This is a genomic window from Microbacterium sp. SLBN-111, from assembly GCF_049739645.1.
Lineage (GTDB): Bacteria > Actinomycetota > Actinomycetes > Actinomycetales > Microbacteriaceae > Microbacterium.
In genome coordinates this window covers 456,307-471,899 of record NZ_JBMGQH010000001.1, presented here as the reverse complement: position 1 = coordinate 471,899, position 15,593 = coordinate 456,307, and the positions used below count along the sequence as shown (strand labels likewise).

Below are 15,593 nucleotides of genomic sequence, written 5' to 3'. Positions count from 1 at the left end.
ATCCTGCCATCATCGATCCATGGCCGACGACCTCGCCCCGACCGACCTCGCCCACCTCCGCCGCGCGATCGAGCTCTCGATCCTCGCGCGCGACCACGGCAACCACCCGTTCGGCGCGGTGCTCGTCACCGGTGACGGCCGCGTGCTCGAGGCCGAGAACACCGTGCTCACCGACCGTGACGTGACGGCGCACGCGGAGACGAACCTCGTCCGTCTGGCCTGGAGAGAAGTGGATGCCACCGACCTGGCGGCATCCACTCTCTATACGTCGTGCGAACCGTGCGCGATGTGCGCCGGGGCGATGTTCTGGGCGGGCATCGGGCGCATGGTCTACGCCCTCTCGGGACGCGGACTCATCGCGCTCGCCGAGTCGGAGGACGGTGGTCGCGAACTCGACCTGCCGTCGCGCGAGGTGTTCGCGCACGGTGTGCCGGTGGTCGCGGTGTCGGGGCCGCACCTCGAGGACGAGGCCGCCGAGCCGCACCGGGGGTTCTGGGGATGATCGTCCGGGTGTCGGAGGCGCACGTCCGGGAGGGCATGGAGGACGAGTTCCTCGCGGTGCTGCGCGAGCTCGTCGCAACGTTCCCCGGCCGGTATCGCGGGCTGCTCCGTCACGACGTGCTCGTCGACCTGGCCGACCCGGGCCGCGTGCAGTACGTCAGCGAATGGGCGGACGAGGCCGCGCTCGTGGCTTACGCGGGCGCGGACTGGCGGGCGCAACCGGTCACGTTCCCCGACGAGGAGCGGTTCCTGCGGCGGCCGCTCGCGCTGCGGCACTTCGCGTCGCGCCTAGGTAATCATCCGGTGTTAGAGACCTAGGCGCAGCAGCATGGGCAACATGATCGAAGCACGCCCCGCACGACGGTGGTCGGCAGTTGCGCCGGCGATAACGGTGGCGATCCTGCAAGCGGTCGTCACTGTCGTGGTTTATGTCATGTGGGCGGTCGACGCGATTCACGTCGTAGGCTGCTGCGGGTTCGCGCGGAGCGAGACCCACCGTCTCATCTTCTTGATACCGACGGCGATTGCGTGGCTGGGGACCCTGGCATCCATCCCCATCGGATATCGACTTCAGAAGTCGTCCGCGTGGGTACCCGCTGCCGGAATCGTGATCGTTGTCGGCGCTTATATCGTCTCGAGGATCGTCGGGTACGCCGGCACTTGAGTCCTGCCGGCGCCGGTCACGCGCCCTCCACCCACCCCCGGGCCCGCGCGAAGCTCGCGCGGGCCTCGGCGCGCAGCTCGGCGCTCCGGGCGTCGACCGCCGCCCCCACGGCATCCCGTCGCTCGATCAGGTCGACGAGACCGTCGGCCAGCGCTGGAACTTCGAAGGGCTGGTTGATGTCGATCGTCCGCTCATCCAGCCCGAGCGTCCTCGCGAGTTCGCGTACCTTCACGTCGTACGCGAGCACGAACGAGGGCACCCCCAGGATGGATGCCATCACGATGGCGTGCAGCCGCTCGCTGACCAGCACGTCGCTGTCGCGGATGAGGCGGGCGGCATCCACGTGGGTGCGGGGTTCGTGGCGCACGAAGGGGACGGATGCCAAGCGCCCGGCGAGGGCGTCGAGCACCTCGACGTCGTCGTGGTCCTTGAACCCGATCTGCATCGGGAGGGAATGCACTTCGATCGGATGCCGCGCGTGGACGGTCTCCAGGGCGGCGGCGAGCCGGTCGAGGAACGGCTCCCACGCGTCCGGGTTCTCGATGTCGAAGTTGAGGTTCAGAGCGACCCGCACGGCACCGTCCGGCCGGGGAGCGGGGGAGTCGTCGGCCGGCTGCAGCAGGAACTCCTCGTTGGTGGAGAACACGGCATCCGGGACGAGGGTCGCGTCGATCCCGATCTCGCGGCAGGTGTCGAACGACTTCTGGTCGCGCACCGTGATCAGGTCGACCTGCGACAGGATCCGGCGCGCCAGCCACAGACCCGTCTTCGTGCGCAGCGGGCCCACGCCGATGTTGAGCATCGCGACGGGCTTGCGGGCGATACGCCGCGCGAAGGTCACGACGCCGAGGATCATCGCGAGCGTCGAGTAGGGGTTCCGCCCGGTGGACGCGTACAGCTCCTTGATGATCGAGCCGCCGCCGAACACGAGGAGGTCGGCACCCCGCAGTGCCCGCAGCAGCCGCAGGCGGTCCGCACTGGTGTCGATCACCTCGACATCGAACCGCGGGCGCAGCTGGGTGCGCGTGAAGTCCGGGTCGTAGCTGTTGACGAGGTAGCGGTGCTCCGCGCCGAGCTGCGTCAGGAACGTCTCCAGAAGCAACTCGTCGCCGATGTTGTACTGCCCGTGGGTGCCGAGGAACACGATGCGGCGGGACGGTGCGGTCATGATCTCGGCTCCTGGGGTGGCGGGTCGGTCGGGTCGTCGTCGGGGTCGTCTTCGTCGCGATCCTCGTCCTCGTCGTCGTCGTGATGCAAGCGCGCGCGCCAGCGCACGAGGACGAGGCTTCCCGCGATGAGGAGGAGCGTCAGCGCCACGCCGACCCAGCTCGACCCGACGACACCTCCGGCGGGCGGTTCGAGGTCGGTGACATCGGCCGCAGCGAGGTTCAGCAGCTCGTCCTGCGTGAGGTTCGCGTGCTCGGGGTTGGCGGCCGGATCGACGTAGCCGTCCTTGCCACCGGCGCTCTCGGTGCGCTCCGAGCACTCCAGGGCGTTCGGGTCGGTGATCTTCTCGACGTTCGCGGGGAGGGCGAGCGACTGGTACGTCTCCTCGGGGACGAGCATGACCCCCTCGAAGAGCATCGGATTCGTGTCGGTCTTGTCGATCGCGAACGTGTGCTTTCCCGCCGCGGCATCCACGACCCCGAGGTCTTGAAAACTGAACCCCGAGTTGACCGGCACGAGCGCGTCGGGGATCTGCTGTTCGAGATCGGCGACGGACATCCCGGAGGTGTCGGCAGCCACACGGCCGGGCTTGTAGACGTCGTCGACGGGGAAGAGCTTGACGTTCTCCGGCGGTGACCTCAGCTCGAACGATTGGTCGTACGACAGCGACGGCGAGGTGATGTGCAGCGTGTTCGCAGTGTTGGCCGTGCGCATGAGCACGTGGTACTTCCCGGGCTCTTTCACCGTCACGGGCACGCTGATCTCGGTCGCTCGCGGAAGCCCGATGAACGATCCGCGCAACGTCCCGAAAACGCCGGGCGTGATCATCCCGGTGCGATTCCACTTCGTATTCGAGAACAGCAGGAACGACCGGAACATCGGCGACAGGTAGTAGTTGGATGCCACGACATCGGGGTTGAACGCGAACATCCGCGTGTCCGGGCCGGCGATGGCGTCGGGATGGTCGAGCAGCCAGAGGTCGAGGGCGGAGGTGGCCTCGTCGTCGGTGAGCAGATGGATCGGCGCTCCCGGCGGGAGAGCCGTGGGGTCGTAGTACGGGCGTGTACTCGAACGTGTAGCAGCGACTCAGATTGCGGCGATTGAAGACGAGGTTGAGGTACGTCTGCCAGCTCGAGTCCACCAGGATCGTCTCGCGATCGGCGTGCGGCTGATCGGTGATCTCGTACAGCGCGTAGCTGTCGTTCTGGAACCGGAGCTCGACGTCGCCCTGGAGCCGCGCGAGGCCGGGCTCGACGTAGCTCTCGACGTTAGGGAGGTATTCCGCGCCGACGCCGTTGTTCGAGTGGATCTTGCGATTCACGACGATGTATTTGATCTGGATGTCGCGGGCGACGTTGATCCACCAGTCCTGCTGGTAGTACAGCCCGCGGAGGATCAGGAAGAAATCGAACTTGTTCTTCACATCCCCGGTGAGGCCGTAGTAGTAGCTCGGTTTGTCGAGGTAGTAGATGAAGAACTTGTCGATGAATTTGTGGTCGATACCGTTGGCATCCTGAACGAGCTTCGCGGTCTCGGTGGGCGGGAGGACCACGGTCTTGCCCTCGGGGAGAGTGTTCAGTTCCTGCTTGAGTTCTTGCAGGTCGTGCAGCGGGAAGGGGGCGAGGAAGCCCGCCATGTTCCCCGAGCCGAACACCGACCGGTACGGATTGTTCGACCAGAACGGCGTGAAGAACACCGCCCCGATGCAGGCGGTCGCGAGCAGCGCGATGAGCAGTTCGCTGCGGGCGCGGGTCCGCGCGGGATCCTTCGGCCGCGACGACGCGGGAGCCATGGGCTTGCGCGGCCCGCGGCGCCGGCGCGGAGCGAGCCACCGACCGCTCACGACGTCGATGAACAGCGCCAGCGTCAACGACATGACCAGCGGCGCGAGCATGAACAGGATCAGCTGGAACCGGTGCGGGAAGCGCAGGATCTGCACGACCGTGCCGGCCGCGGTCACGACGAGGTTGCCGATTGCGGAGTGGCTCTCGTTCGCCGTGATCGCGATGGCCGCGAGCGTGCGGTGGAAGGTGGGGAACCACAGCGGCTCGCCGTAACCGATCGTCGCCCAGAGGGCGAAGACGATCGCGACGATGAGCACGCCGAGCAACTGCCGGTGCGGGCGGGAGCGGAAGAGCCTCCGGCGCACCCAGGGGACCGCGAGCGGCACGAACAGCAGCAGCGTGTACACGGCGTCGGGATAGCGGGGCACCTTCGCGAGGTAGTCGCCGAAGAGGATCTTGTCGGTGATCCCGGCGAGGTCCCACGAGAGTTCGTGCAGCCACGAGACCGAGGCATCCTGAATGAAGTAGAAGTCGCCCGGCACGGTGTCGGACAGATTCGACACGCCCGCGAGCGCCACGTACTTCACGAACAGCGCGTAGGGGATCAGGGTGATCAGGCCGTAGATGACGACGGCCCAGACGATGCGCCCGGTCGTCGTGAGCGACCACCGGCCAAACCAGGCGCGCAGGCGTCTCCACCGGCCCCCGTTCAGGACCAGGGTGCGGATGCGTCCGGGCAGCCGGTGCAGGCGGCGGGGACCGCCCGTGCGGATCCACTTGCCGATCTCGCCCACGAGGAGCGTCACGATGGTGATCGCGAAGAACAGGCTGAACAGCACCAGGTAGTGGATGGCCGGGTTGAACAGCGTCGCGAGCGCCGCGATCACCATCCAGCGCTTCCATTTCCGGCCGGCGAACAGCAGCGCGTACAGCATCCACAGCGACGAGATCGTCATGAGGACGAGGCCCAGCACCAGCGTGTAGAAGTGCGTGATCTTGGCGTAGACCATGATCAGGTAGATCAGCGAGACCGGAAAGAACGTCGCGAGGTAGATCGCCTGCGACGACAGCGACGTGAAGACCTTGTCCATGAACCGGGCGACGGTCAGGTACGCCGACCAGAACAGGGCCGGGATGACGATGAGGATCGCGAACGGCAGGACCGCGTAGTACCGCAGCCACGTGGTGAGGAATGCGTAGCGGACCCGGAACTCGTACCCGTTCACGAGCTCGTTGAACTGCCCGGCGGCCTGGTCGAGCAGCTGGCTGTGCCAGTTGAAGAACGGGACGAGCTCGTCGCCCGCGATGACCGCGTCGCCGCGGAGCACCGAGGGGATGGCGAACAGCACGTCGCGGAAGATCACGAGGGAGCCGACGAAGTACACCGCCCCGACGACGAGGGCGATGGTCCGCGTCGACAGGCTCCGCGCGCGTTCGGGGCGCGGGTGCTCCGCGTGCGCGTCGGGGAGCGGGTGATCCGTTTCGGGGGGAGAAACGGATGCCGCGCGCTCAGCGCGCCGAAAGGGCACGAAGCTCCCTCTCGGCGTCCTCCACGACCAGCGCCGCGGCGTCCCGGACCGCGGCGAGGCGACGGGCGTCGAGCGCCTGCTCGTCGGAGCCCCGCTCGATCCGCGCGCACGCCTCCGCGAGCGTCGTCGCGCCCAGCGCGAGGCTCGCCCCGCGCAGGCGGTGGGCGAGTGCTCGCGCCTCGTCGGCCGAGCCGCGGTGCACCGCGTCGGCGATCGCAGCCACGTCGTCGGGGTTCCGATCCACGAAGGTGCGCAGGACGTCGGCCTTGACCTCCGGGCCCAGGTCGTTGAGCAGCGTGAAGCGGTGCGGGGCCGCGGCGGCCGGTTCGACATCCTGGGCGGGGGTGTTCAGCTCCGCGGTCTCGAACGCGAAGCGGAGGTCCTTCATCGTGAAGGGTTTGGTGACGTAGCCGTTCATGCCCGCCCGGAGACAGTCGTCGCGGTCCTGTTCGGTCGCTCCCGCCGTGAGCGCGATGATGTACGGCTGCGTGATCGTGTCACCGGCGGCGCGGATCGCCCGGGTGGCCTCCAACCCGTCCATCACGGGCATGTGGATGTCCATGAGGACGATGTCGTAGGCCTCCCGCCCCACCGCGTCGACGGCATCCGCGCCCGTGCCGACGACGGCCGAGCGGTGCCCGAGTCGGCTCAGGATCTGCGTCGACAGGAGCTGCAGGGTCGGGTTGTCCTCGGCGACCAGCACGTTCAGCGAGCCGGTACCCGGAAGACCGACGGATGCCGCGACGACCGGCGCGGAGTCGTTCCGGGCCGGGCGAGACTCGACGGGCGTGCGGGGCGCGGAGGGGTCGCGGCCGACCCGGACCACGGCGCGCGGGGAGTCCGCCGGCGGGGTCGTGGCGGCCAGGGCGATCTCGAACGAGAACGTGCTGCCTTTTCCCACCGTGCTCTCGACGTGCATCCGGCCGCCCATCATGCGCACGAGCGCGTCGCAGATCGACAGTCCCAGCCCCGTGCCGCCGTGCGTGCGGGTCGTGGACTCGTCCGCCTGGGTGAACGGCTCGAAGATCCGCTGCAGAGCGTCGGACGGGATGCCGATGCCGGTGTCGGTGACCGCGAAGTGCACGGCATCCGGACCGTCGCCACGGGTGACACGGACCCGCACCCCGCCCGCGGCGGTGAACTTCACGGCGTTGCCGAGCAGGTTGACGAGCACTTGCCGCAGCCGTGTCGCGTCCCCCAACACATAGGTGGGAACGGCGGCCTCGTAATCGGCGCTGACGGTGAGGCCCTTGCTCTCGGCGGCGAACGACAGCACCGTCACCGTCGAGGACACCAGGCGGCGGAGGTCGAAAGGGGCCTCCACCAGGTCGATCGCGCCCGCCTCGATCTTCGAGAAGTCCAGGATGTCGGTGACGACGTCCAGGAGCAGGGAGCCGCTCGCGGCCGCGCGGTCCGCGTAATCGCGCTGCACGGGGTCGAGGTCGGTGCTCGCGAGGAGCTCGTTCATCCCGAGGATCGCGTTCAGCGGCGTCCGCATCTCGTGACTCATCGTCGCGAGGAACGTGCTCTTCGCCGACGTCGCCGCGAGCGCGGCATCCCGGGCGCGTTCGAGACTCACGCTGAGCTCTCGCTCGCGGCGCCGCAGACGCTCGGCCTCGACGACCGAGGCCAAGAGCCGCACGATCCCCGCGGCGAGGGTCGCGAACGCCAGGAACTCGATAATCCCGCCGCCGTCGTCCAACTCGTTGAAGACCAGGATGACCAGGGCGCCGGTCGTGAAGATCGCGGGCACGTACACGACGACCCGGAGTCCGCCGCTCGCGGCAGGTCGTCGGGTCGGGGCGCACCACGACACGAGGGCCAGCAGCAGAGCGGCGGCGGGCCAGAGCGCGTCGACTGGCGAGGGGGAGCGGGCCTGCCCCAGGGCCAGCGTCGGCCCCACGGCAAGACCGCCGACGAAGAGGAGGAGTGCGGCCGCGAGGCTCAGCCACCAGCTCGCCGACGGACGCCGGTTGAGCGCCGAGAGCAGCGCGACGAGCACGCTCACGTACAGCAGCGACGGGATCAGGTACGCCAGGCTCAGCAGGGTCGCCTGCTCCTCCACACCGGTGAGGGCAGTGAGGAAGAACGCGACGCACAGCAGGCCCAGGGTGCTGATCAGCGCGTCGAGCCACGTCGAGAGCGCCAGGCGCGCGAACCGATCACGGACCAGGAGGCCGAGGCATCCGAGGAGCGCGAGGAAGAACAGCAGGTTGAACGCGGGGACGAGCCACCGGAGAGTGCTCCCGGGCAGTCCCGCGGTCGCCTCGACGGCGTCGGCGAGCACGAGGATGCCGAGCGCGACCGCCATGACGCTCCACGCCGCGCGTTCCCGCGGCACCCGGACGACGCGCGCGATCACGAGGCCGCACGCGGTCGCCTCGACGAGGAGACGCGCCACGACGAACCACACGAGCGCGGGTCCTTCGTCCGGCAGCAGCCAGAGCGACGCGGCGTAGGCCGCCGTGACGACCAGCGCGAGCGCGAACGCGGTCCACAGCGGAGTGCCCTGTCCTGGCTCCAGACCGAGGAGGTTTCGTCGCGTCATCGTGGCATCCTGCCTGCCGCGCCGAACTTCCCAGCGGGCGCGATGGCACCACGTTGCAGGAGCGCTCTCAAGATGTCAACAAAATCGCTTGGCGGGGTGATCGTGAAGGTGACAATGGTGCCCGCCATACGAGTACTGTCATCCTCACGCGGTGGGGGGAAGCCATGGTGCCGAGACAGGGAGCAGGGTCGCTCGATAGGGCTTTGCGCCTGCGCATCGGCGTCGTCACGGCGTTCCCGCCCGGCCGGAACAGCCTCAACGAATACGGCTATCACCTGGTCCGCCACCTCAGCCGACTCGAAGAGGTCAGCGACGTCGTCGTCTATAGGGACGAAACGGATGCCGGAGAGCCCGCGCCCCTCGACCGCGTGGCGTTCGAACCGAGCTGGACGTTCAACGACGTGCGCACGGTTCCGCGCGTCGCCCGAGCCGTCGCCCGCACCCGACCGGACGCCGTGATCCTCAACCTGCAGTTCGCGACGTTCGGCGACAAGCGGGTGCCCGGCGCGCTCGGGCTGCTCCTCCCCGCGCTGCTGCGCGCCCGGGGCGTGCCGACGCTGGTGATCCTCCACAACCTGGCCGACAACGTCGACATGCAGGACGCGGGCTTCGCCGGGTCCGCCTTCACCGCGCGGCTCATGACCCTCGCGGGGCGGATTCTCACCCGTGCGCTCCTGCGCGCGGACATCGTCGCACTCACGATCCCGCGGTACGTCGAGTTCCTCCGCGACAGCTACGGCGCGACGAACGCGCTGCTCGCCCCGCACGGCAGCTTCGAGGAGATCGCGAAGCCCTCGTTCGGCGTTCCGCCGGGGCGCCGGACCATCATGGCGTTCGGCAAGTGGGGGACGTACAAGACGGTCGACCTGCTCGTCGAGGCCTACCGCATCCTGCTCGCCCGCGGATACGACGACCTGCGGCTCGTGCTCGCCGGCACCGACAGCCCGAACTCGCCGGGCTACATGGCCGAGGCCGCGGAGCGGTACGCCGACGTCCCGCACATCGAGATGCCGGGCTACATCGCCGAGGAGGAGGTCGCGCCCCTCTTCCTCTCGGCATCCGTCGTCGCCTTCCCCTACACGTCCACGACGGGAAGCTCCGGCGTGCTGCACCAGGCGGGGGAGTACGGGCGCGCCGCCGTCCTGCCGCGCATCGGCGACCTCGTCGACGTGATCGAGGAGGAGGGCTTTCAGGGCGTGTACTTCGAGCCCGGCGACGCGGGAAGCCTCGCCGACGCGCTCGCCCTGGTCCTCGACGACCCGGAACGCCGGGAGGAGCTCGGCCGACGCAACTTCGCCGCCGCGAGCGGCGTGCCGATGTCGGAGGTCGTCCAGTGGCACATCGCCCACATCGACCGGTTGCGGACGCGGAGGCGGACGTGACCGAGGAACGGCGCGCGCCGGCCGCGGGGGCCGGCCGACTGGTCGCCGGCGGGTCGATGCTCGCGGGCGCGATGCTCGTGGCCAACACCGGCAACTACGCCCTCAACCTCTTCCTCGGCCGGGTCCTGACTCCGGCGGAGTTCTCCGATGCCAACCTCATGGTGACGCTGCTGTTCACCCTGACCTCCGTCGCCCTGTGCCTCCAGATGGTCGCCGCCCGCTTCGTGGCGCGCGCGGACGCGTCCGGATTCCCCGGCGACTCCGACGCCCTCGTGCGCCGGCTGCGGCGCCTGGCGCTGTGGTCGGGGGTGGTCGCGGGGGTGGCGCTCGCCGCCGGCTCCCCGCTGTGGTCGGAGCTGTTCCGCACGGCGTCGCCGTGGCCGTTCGTCGTGCTCGCCGTCGGCGTGCCGTTCTGGCTCGTGCAGGCCGTCGGCCGCGGCACGCTGCAGGCGCGGCTCGCTTTCCCCGCCCTGGCGTTGTCGTTCCTCATCGAGATGGTCACGCGCGTGGGGCTCGGGATCGCTCTGGTGTGGGCCGGGTTCGGCGTCATCGGCGCGACGGTCGCGCTGAGCGTGTCGTTCGTCGTGACGTGCGCGGTTGTGAGCGCGGTGGCCCGTGCGAGCAACGGCCCGGTGAGCGGCGCCATCGACCCGCGCGAGGTGCGGGCCTACGCGGGAATGGTGTCGATCCTGCTGGTCGGGCAGATCATCGCGAACAACAGCGACATCCTCGTGTCCAAGGCGGTCTTCGCGCCGGCCGACGCCGGTGTGTACGCCGCGGTGGCCCTCGTCGGTCGTGCCGTGTTCTTCCTCGCCTGGTCGGTCGCGACGGTGGTCTTCCCCGTCGCCGTCCGTCGCCACGCCGCGGGCGAGGATGCCTCGAACGTGCTGCGGAACGGCATCGTCATCGTCACGGCCATCGGTCTCGTCTGCGCGGTCGGCGGCTTCTTCTGGGGCGGCCCCGTGCTCGGCGTGGTCCTGGGACCGGCGTACGCGGAACTGTCGGTGCCGATCGCGGCCTACGCGCTGACCACGACGCTCTTCGCGATCGGCAACCTCGTCGCCAGCTACCACCTGTCGCGGTCGCGGACCCGGCCCTCGTGGATCCTCCTCGGCGCGGCGGTGCTGCAGGTCGTGCTCCTCCTCGTGTGGCACGGGGACATGGCATCCCTCATCGCCGCCCAGGGAGTCGCGATGAGCGTGCTGCTGATCGTGCTGGCCGGGAACGCGCTGGTGTCGGCCGCGAGCGGGCGGCGGATCGCCGCGGAAGGGGGAAGCGCGTGAGCGAACCGACATCGGCCTACCGGGCCTACAAGACCTGGGTCCTGGAGCCGTTGACCGAGGACCCCGCGGTGAGCGTCGTGATCCCCGCCTACAACGAGGAGTGGCGGATCCTCCCCACGATCGGCGCGATCGCGACGCACATGAGCGCGCGGGGCGAGCCGTGGGAGCTCATCGTCTCGGACGACGGATCGACGGATGCCACGGCCAGCCTCGTACGCGACCTCCGCTTCGCGAACCTGCGCCTGCTGACGGCCCCGCGCAATGCGGGGAAGGGGGACGCCGTCCGCCGGGGCATGCTGGCCGCGCGCGGACGTCTCGTGCTGTTCGCCGACGCCGACCAGTCCACGCCGATCGAGCAGTTCGACCGCCTGGCCGCGCGCGTCGCCGACGGATTCGACGTCGTCGTCGGCTCCCGCGCCGTCGCGGGGGCGGCGGTGAGCAACAAGAGCTTCGCGCGCCGGGTGCTGAGCGGCGGACTGCACGTCCTGGTTTCGCGGGTGTTCGGCATCGACGTCGCCGACACCCAGTGCGGATTCAAGCTGTTCACGGCGCCCGCGGCTGAGCGCCTCTTCTCGACCCAGGTCGTCGACGGTTTCTCGTTCGACCTCGAGGTCCTCTACCTCGCGCACAAGCTCGGCTACCGTGTGACCGAAGAGCCGGTCGACTGGTACGACGCCCCCGGATCGACGGTGGATGCCATGAGGGTGACGCTGCAGTTCCTCCGGGACCTCGTCCGCATCAGGTATCTGGACCTGCGCGGGGCGTACCGCGCGGAGCGACGCCACCCGACGTCGCTCACCCCTTCGGACGTCGGAAGGACCCCGCGATGATCGTCAGGACCGAGATCGAACCCACACGCCGCACCGTGCACCTGGCGGGGCGCTTCGACGCTCACGAGGCGCCCGTGTTCCGCGCCGCGGTGCACCCGCTCGTCACCGCCGAACACCCCGTCGTGCTGATGGACCTGTCGCAGGTGGCGTTCCTCGACTCCACGGCGCTCGCCGAACTCGTGCGGCTCCAGAAGCAGGCACGCGCGTTCGGTGGAGAGGTCGTGCTCGTCGACCCCGCCGACGCCGTCCGCGTCATCCTGGAGATCACCGACCTCGCCGAGCTGTTCACGATCCGCTCCTCCGGCGACGATCCGTCATGAGGACCGACGAGACGGGCGCCCGCGCGGGTGTCGGCGTGCCCGACTCGCTCGCGAGCGCGCTGGACGTGCTCGCCTCCGCCGCCGCACGTGCGGACGGGGAGGAGCGCGATCGCGTCGCCCTCGCGGAGCGGGTCGTCCGCGACGCCGTCGCCGAACTGCAGGCGACGCAGCTCGCCCTGACCGAGGCGCTCATCGCGAGCCAGGACCGGCAGCTCGCCGTCGAAGCCCTCGCCCGCATCAACCTCCGCGGCGCGGCGAGCGACGACACGCTCGCGCTGCTGCTCGACCGCGCGCTCTCGATCACGGACTCCCGGCAGGTCGTCCTGTTCGAGCGGGGCGAGGTCGCGCTGGTCCGCGGCGACCACGCCGACCTGGACGCCCACGTCCGCCTGGTCGAGGACGTCCTCCGGTCCGCCGCGGACGACGCCGTCCGTGCCGTCGCGGCCGACACCGCGGTCGTCGCCGTGCTCGACCCCGAGGGGGAGGACGACCAGCACATCGCCTTCTTCCGGTCGAGCGACCGCCCGTTCTCGACGAGCGACGTGCCGCTCATCGAGGCGATCGTGTCGGCGATCGGCATCATGCTCGCGTTCCGCGAACTGCACCGGCACGAGTTCGAGAGCGCCGCCGTGGAGCGCGAGCACCAGTTGGCATCCATCCTGGCCCAGTCCGTCATCTCGACCGAGCCTCCGCCGTCGACCGGGGTCGATGTCGCCGCCCGCACGGTGCCGGCGGCGCTCACGGGTGGGGACTTCTACGTCTTCGGGCGCTCGACCGGTTCGCTGTGGTTCGCGGTGGGAGACGTCGCCGGCAAGGGCCTCCCCGCCGCGATGCTCATGACCCGCGCCGTCGCCGCGTGCCGCATCGCCTTCCTCACGCGCCCCGACGACTCCGTCGTCGACGTGTTCCAGCGCATCGAGGACGAACTCTTCGACCATCTCGACGACGTGGGCGTCTTCATCACCCTGGCGGTCGGCGTGCTGCAGGAGGACACGGGGGAGGTGTCACTCGTGAACGCCGGGCATTCCCCCGTCCTCCGGATCGGTGCTGATGCCGAGACGGTGAAGGCCTCCGTCCCTCCGCTCGGTATCGTCCGTGGGCGCGTGCCGCGGGTCTGGTCCACCGTGCTCGGTCCGGACGACGTGCTCGTCATCGGGTCCGACGGACTGGTCGAGCAGACCGACCCGGACGGCGAGCAGTTCGGCTACGAGCTCTTCGCCGACCTGTGCGCGTCGGCGGACCGCCGTGACTCGGCGGACTTCGTTTCCACCGTGTTCGACGCCGTGCAGGACTTCGCCCGGGGCGCGGCGCCGTCCGACGACGCGACGCTCATGGTCGTGCGCCGGGAGAGGACGTCGGCATGACCGAGATCGTCCGCTCGCGTCTGAAGCTCGAGCCCACGGCCCTCGCGACCCGGCGCATCGGCGACTGGCTCGCGGCCTCCCTCGCGCACCTCGACACCGCCACGGCGTCCGCGCTCGCCGCGCGCGCCGAGCTCGCCGTCCACGAGGCGTGCATGAACGTCATCGAGCACGGCGCCTTGCCCGCCGGGTCGACGATCGACCTCGCGCTTGAGGTGACGCCGGGCGAGCTCGTCGTCCGGCTCGTCGACCGGGGTGCGCCGTTCGACCCGTCGGGGGTCGCCGCGCTTCCCGCCGATCCGGAGCGCGAGCGCGGCTACGGGCTGACCATCATCCGCTCGCTCACGACCGCCGTGGCGTACCGGCGGGTGGGCGAGAAGAACGAACTGGAATTGCGCATGGAGATCGGGGGCGACGATGCACAGCGCTGACTCGACGGGCCGCAGCGCCCTGAGGATCGATGTGGTCTACGTGGATGCCGTATACGCGCTGGTGGCGCTCGCCGGTCGACTGGATGCCGTGGAGGCTCCGCGCGCGCGGCAGGTGTTCGACGGGCCGCAGGTGTCGGCGGCCTCCCGCCTCACGATCGACCTGACCGACGTCGAGTTCGTCGACAGCGCCGGGCTGGCCGTGCTCGCCCGGGCGCGCCGGGATCGCGGACTGACGGGCGGATCGGTGACGCTCATCCGGCCGCGATCCGACGACGCGATGCGCGTGTTCCGCTTGACGCAGTTCGACCAGATCTTCGTCATGCGCGACTCCGCCGAGGAGGAGGATCGGTGAGCGACGCCCTCGTCGTGGACGACGACCCCGTCACGCGCCTCGTCCTCACGCACATGCTCCGGGCGCAGGGCTGGACGACGGATGCCGCGACCGACGTCCCCGAAGCCGCAGCCCTCCTCCGCGAACGCGCATACGCGCTCGTCATCTCGGACTTTCAGCTCCCCTCGGGGACGGGGACCGAACTGCTCGACGTCCTGGGGGAGTCGGCATCCACGAGGTTCGTCCTGCTCACGGGGATCATCGAGTACTCCGCCGTCCCGGTCGAGGCCTCGCAGCGGCTGTCGGCGCGGCTGACCAAGCCCGTCAGCTCCGAAGCGCTGCGGGAGGTCCTCGGCCGCATCTTCGCCGAAGGGCCCGCGTGAGCCGTCGTGCCCGCCCGGCGCCCGCGCGGATCGGCTGGGCGGTGATCGCCGCGTGCGCGGCGGTGACGAGCGCGCGGGTCTGGCCGCTGCGGCTGCTCCCCGTCGCGATCGGGGCGCGGGCCGTTGAGCGTCGTGTGCTCGTGGCGGCGTACCCGGTGGTCGCGCTCGCGCTGGCGACTCGGCGCCGTGGGCTCGCGGCGCTTGCGGCCGTCTTCGCCGTCGTGCACCTGGTCTCGCGGGTGCGCAGCCGCGGGTCGCGGTCGCCGCGGCCGATCCGGGAGGACTCGCTGCGGGTGCGGCTCGTCACGGCGAACGTCCTGTGCACCAACCCCGACGTCGCCCGCCTCGCCGACGACCTCGTCGCGGAGGATGCCGACATCGTGATGGTGCAGGAGGTCACGCCCGAAGTGCTCGCGGTGCTGCGGACGTCGCGCCTGTGGTCGGCGTACCGCCATCATCGGGTCGCGGAGCGTCCCGGTTATCACGGTGCGGCGACGTTCTCCCGGTTCCCGGTGGTGGCGCACGAGGTGCTCGACGTCGCGGGATCGCCGATGCTCCGCACAGACCTCGCGACCCCGCACGGTCCGCTCCTCGCGGTCAACGTGCACACCGTGGCGCCGCTCACCCTCGGGCAGGCACGACGGTGGCAGCGGCAGATGGACGGGCTCGCCGCGCTCGCTCTGTGCGCCGGCGGCGCGATCGTGATGGCCGGGGACTTCAACGCCACCGGCGACCACCGCCCCTTCCGCCGAATGCTGCGGGGACGCCTGCGGGATGCCTTCGACGCGGTCGGTCGCGGATCAGGGGCGACGTGGCCGATCGGGCACCGTCTCCTCCCGCCCCTGCTGCGGCTCGACCACGTCGTGGTGAGCGACGACGTCGAGGTGGGAGCGCTCTCCACCGCGACCAGCATCGGCAGCGATCACGCCCGGCTCGTCGCCGAGCTCGGCATCCGGAATCCCCTCCGTTCGAAGGGGCAACCGTCCGGGCCGTTCAGCGCCGTCTAGTAGGGTTGTCGCTGGGCAAGATCTCTTGATATCGAGAGATCTGCGCCTCCTCCCACCACCGATCGCCCAGCG

The 15,593-nt window shown here is 70.0% G+C and carries 14 protein-coding genes; 12 read left to right on the top strand and 2 right to left on the bottom strand.

What is annotated here, in order from left to right; all coding sequences use genetic code 11:
• Nucleotides 1–19: 19 nt before the first annotated feature.
• The 3 genes from RKD05_RS02160 to RKD05_RS02150 are packed head-to-tail and all read left to right on the top strand — an operon-like array spanning nt 20 to nt 1,165.
• Complete coding sequence (locus tag RKD05_RS02160; protein WP_424707752.1) at nt 20–502, top strand: nucleoside deaminase; 483 nt, start codon at nt 20–22, stop codon at nt 500–502.
• The gene (locus tag RKD05_RS02155; protein ID WP_424707750.1) at nt 499–819 is read left to right on the top strand and encodes a putative quinol monooxygenase; all 321 of its coding nucleotides are present in this window, start codon (nt 499–501) and stop codon (nt 817–819) included. The genes RKD05_RS02160 and RKD05_RS02155 overlap by 4 nt, the downstream gene beginning before the upstream one ends.
• A gap of 19 nt (nt 820–838) precedes the next feature.
• On the top strand, nt 839–1,165 hold the full coding sequence (locus tag RKD05_RS02150; RefSeq protein ID WP_424707748.1) for a hypothetical protein: 327 nt from the start codon (nt 839–841) through the stop codon (nt 1,163–1,165).
• A 16-nt stretch (nt 1,166–1,181) separates the two neighbouring features.
• Here RKD05_RS02150 and RKD05_RS02145 read toward each other — a convergent pair whose 3' ends face one another.
• Nucleotides 1,182–5,645 carry a polysaccharide pyruvyl transferase family protein gene (locus tag RKD05_RS02145; protein ID WP_424707746.1) on the bottom strand — a complete coding sequence of 1,488 codons (4,464 nt, stop codon included), beginning with the start codon at nt 5,643–5,645 and terminating at the stop codon, nt 1,182–1,184.
• A complete protein-coding gene (locus RKD05_RS02140) occupies nt 5,626–8,193 on the bottom strand; it encodes an ATP-binding protein (protein ID WP_424707745.1) in 2,568 nt (855 codons plus the stop codon). Before RKD05_RS02140 ends, RKD05_RS02145 begins: the two co-directional genes overlap by 20 nt.
• A 203-nt stretch (nt 8,194–8,396) precedes the next feature.
• Here RKD05_RS02140 and RKD05_RS02135 point away from each other — a divergent pair, with 203 nt between their 5' ends.
• From RKD05_RS02135 to RKD05_RS02095, 9 genes are read left to right on the top strand one after another with little or no spacing between them, the layout of a single operon-like run.
• A complete protein-coding gene (locus RKD05_RS02135) occupies nt 8,397–9,575 on the top strand; it encodes a glycosyltransferase (RefSeq protein WP_424707743.1) in 1,179 nt (392 codons plus the stop codon).
• Nucleotides 9,572–10,858: an oligosaccharide flippase family protein gene (locus tag RKD05_RS02130; RefSeq protein ID WP_424707741.1), complete on the top strand. Its 1,287-nt coding sequence runs from the start codon at nt 9,572–9,574 to the stop codon at nt 10,856–10,858. Before RKD05_RS02135 ends, RKD05_RS02130 begins: the two co-directional genes overlap by 4 nt.
• The gene (locus tag RKD05_RS02125; RefSeq protein WP_424707739.1) at nt 10,855–11,688 is read left to right on the top strand and encodes a dolichyl-phosphate beta-glucosyltransferase; all 834 of its coding nucleotides are present in this window, start codon (nt 10,855–10,857) and stop codon (nt 11,686–11,688) included. Before RKD05_RS02130 ends, RKD05_RS02125 begins: the two co-directional genes overlap by 4 nt.
• On the top strand, nt 11,685–12,008 hold the full coding sequence (locus tag RKD05_RS02120; RefSeq protein ID WP_424707737.1) for an STAS domain-containing protein: 324 nt from the start codon (nt 11,685–11,687) through the stop codon (nt 12,006–12,008). Before RKD05_RS02125 ends, RKD05_RS02120 begins: the two co-directional genes overlap by 4 nt.
• Nucleotides 12,005–13,372 carry a PP2C family protein-serine/threonine phosphatase gene (locus RKD05_RS02115; protein ID WP_424707735.1) on the top strand — a complete coding sequence of 456 codons (1,368 nt, stop codon included), beginning with the start codon at nt 12,005–12,007 and terminating at the stop codon, nt 13,370–13,372. The genes RKD05_RS02120 and RKD05_RS02115 overlap by 4 nt, the downstream gene beginning before the upstream one ends.
• Nucleotides 13,369–13,800 (top strand): ATP-binding protein, encoded by a 432-nt coding sequence (locus tag RKD05_RS02110; protein ID WP_424707734.1) that lies wholly within the window; start codon nt 13,369–13,371, stop codon nt 13,798–13,800. Before RKD05_RS02115 ends, RKD05_RS02110 begins: the two co-directional genes overlap by 4 nt.
• Nucleotides 13,787–14,152, top strand: coding sequence for an STAS domain-containing protein (locus RKD05_RS02105; protein WP_424707732.1), 366 nt, complete (start codon nt 13,787–13,789; stop codon nt 14,150–14,152). Before RKD05_RS02110 ends, RKD05_RS02105 begins: the two co-directional genes overlap by 14 nt.
• The gene (locus tag RKD05_RS02100; protein WP_424707731.1) at nt 14,149–14,514 is read left to right on the top strand and encodes a response regulator; all 366 of its coding nucleotides are present in this window, start codon (nt 14,149–14,151) and stop codon (nt 14,512–14,514) included. The genes RKD05_RS02105 and RKD05_RS02100 overlap by 4 nt, the downstream gene beginning before the upstream one ends.
• The gene (locus RKD05_RS02095) at nt 14,511–15,521 is read left to right on the top strand and encodes an endonuclease/exonuclease/phosphatase family protein (RefSeq protein ID WP_424707730.1); all 1,011 of its coding nucleotides are present in this window, start codon (nt 14,511–14,513) and stop codon (nt 15,519–15,521) included. The genes RKD05_RS02100 and RKD05_RS02095 overlap by 4 nt, the downstream gene beginning before the upstream one ends.
• Nucleotides 15,522–15,593 lie beyond the last annotated feature (72 nt).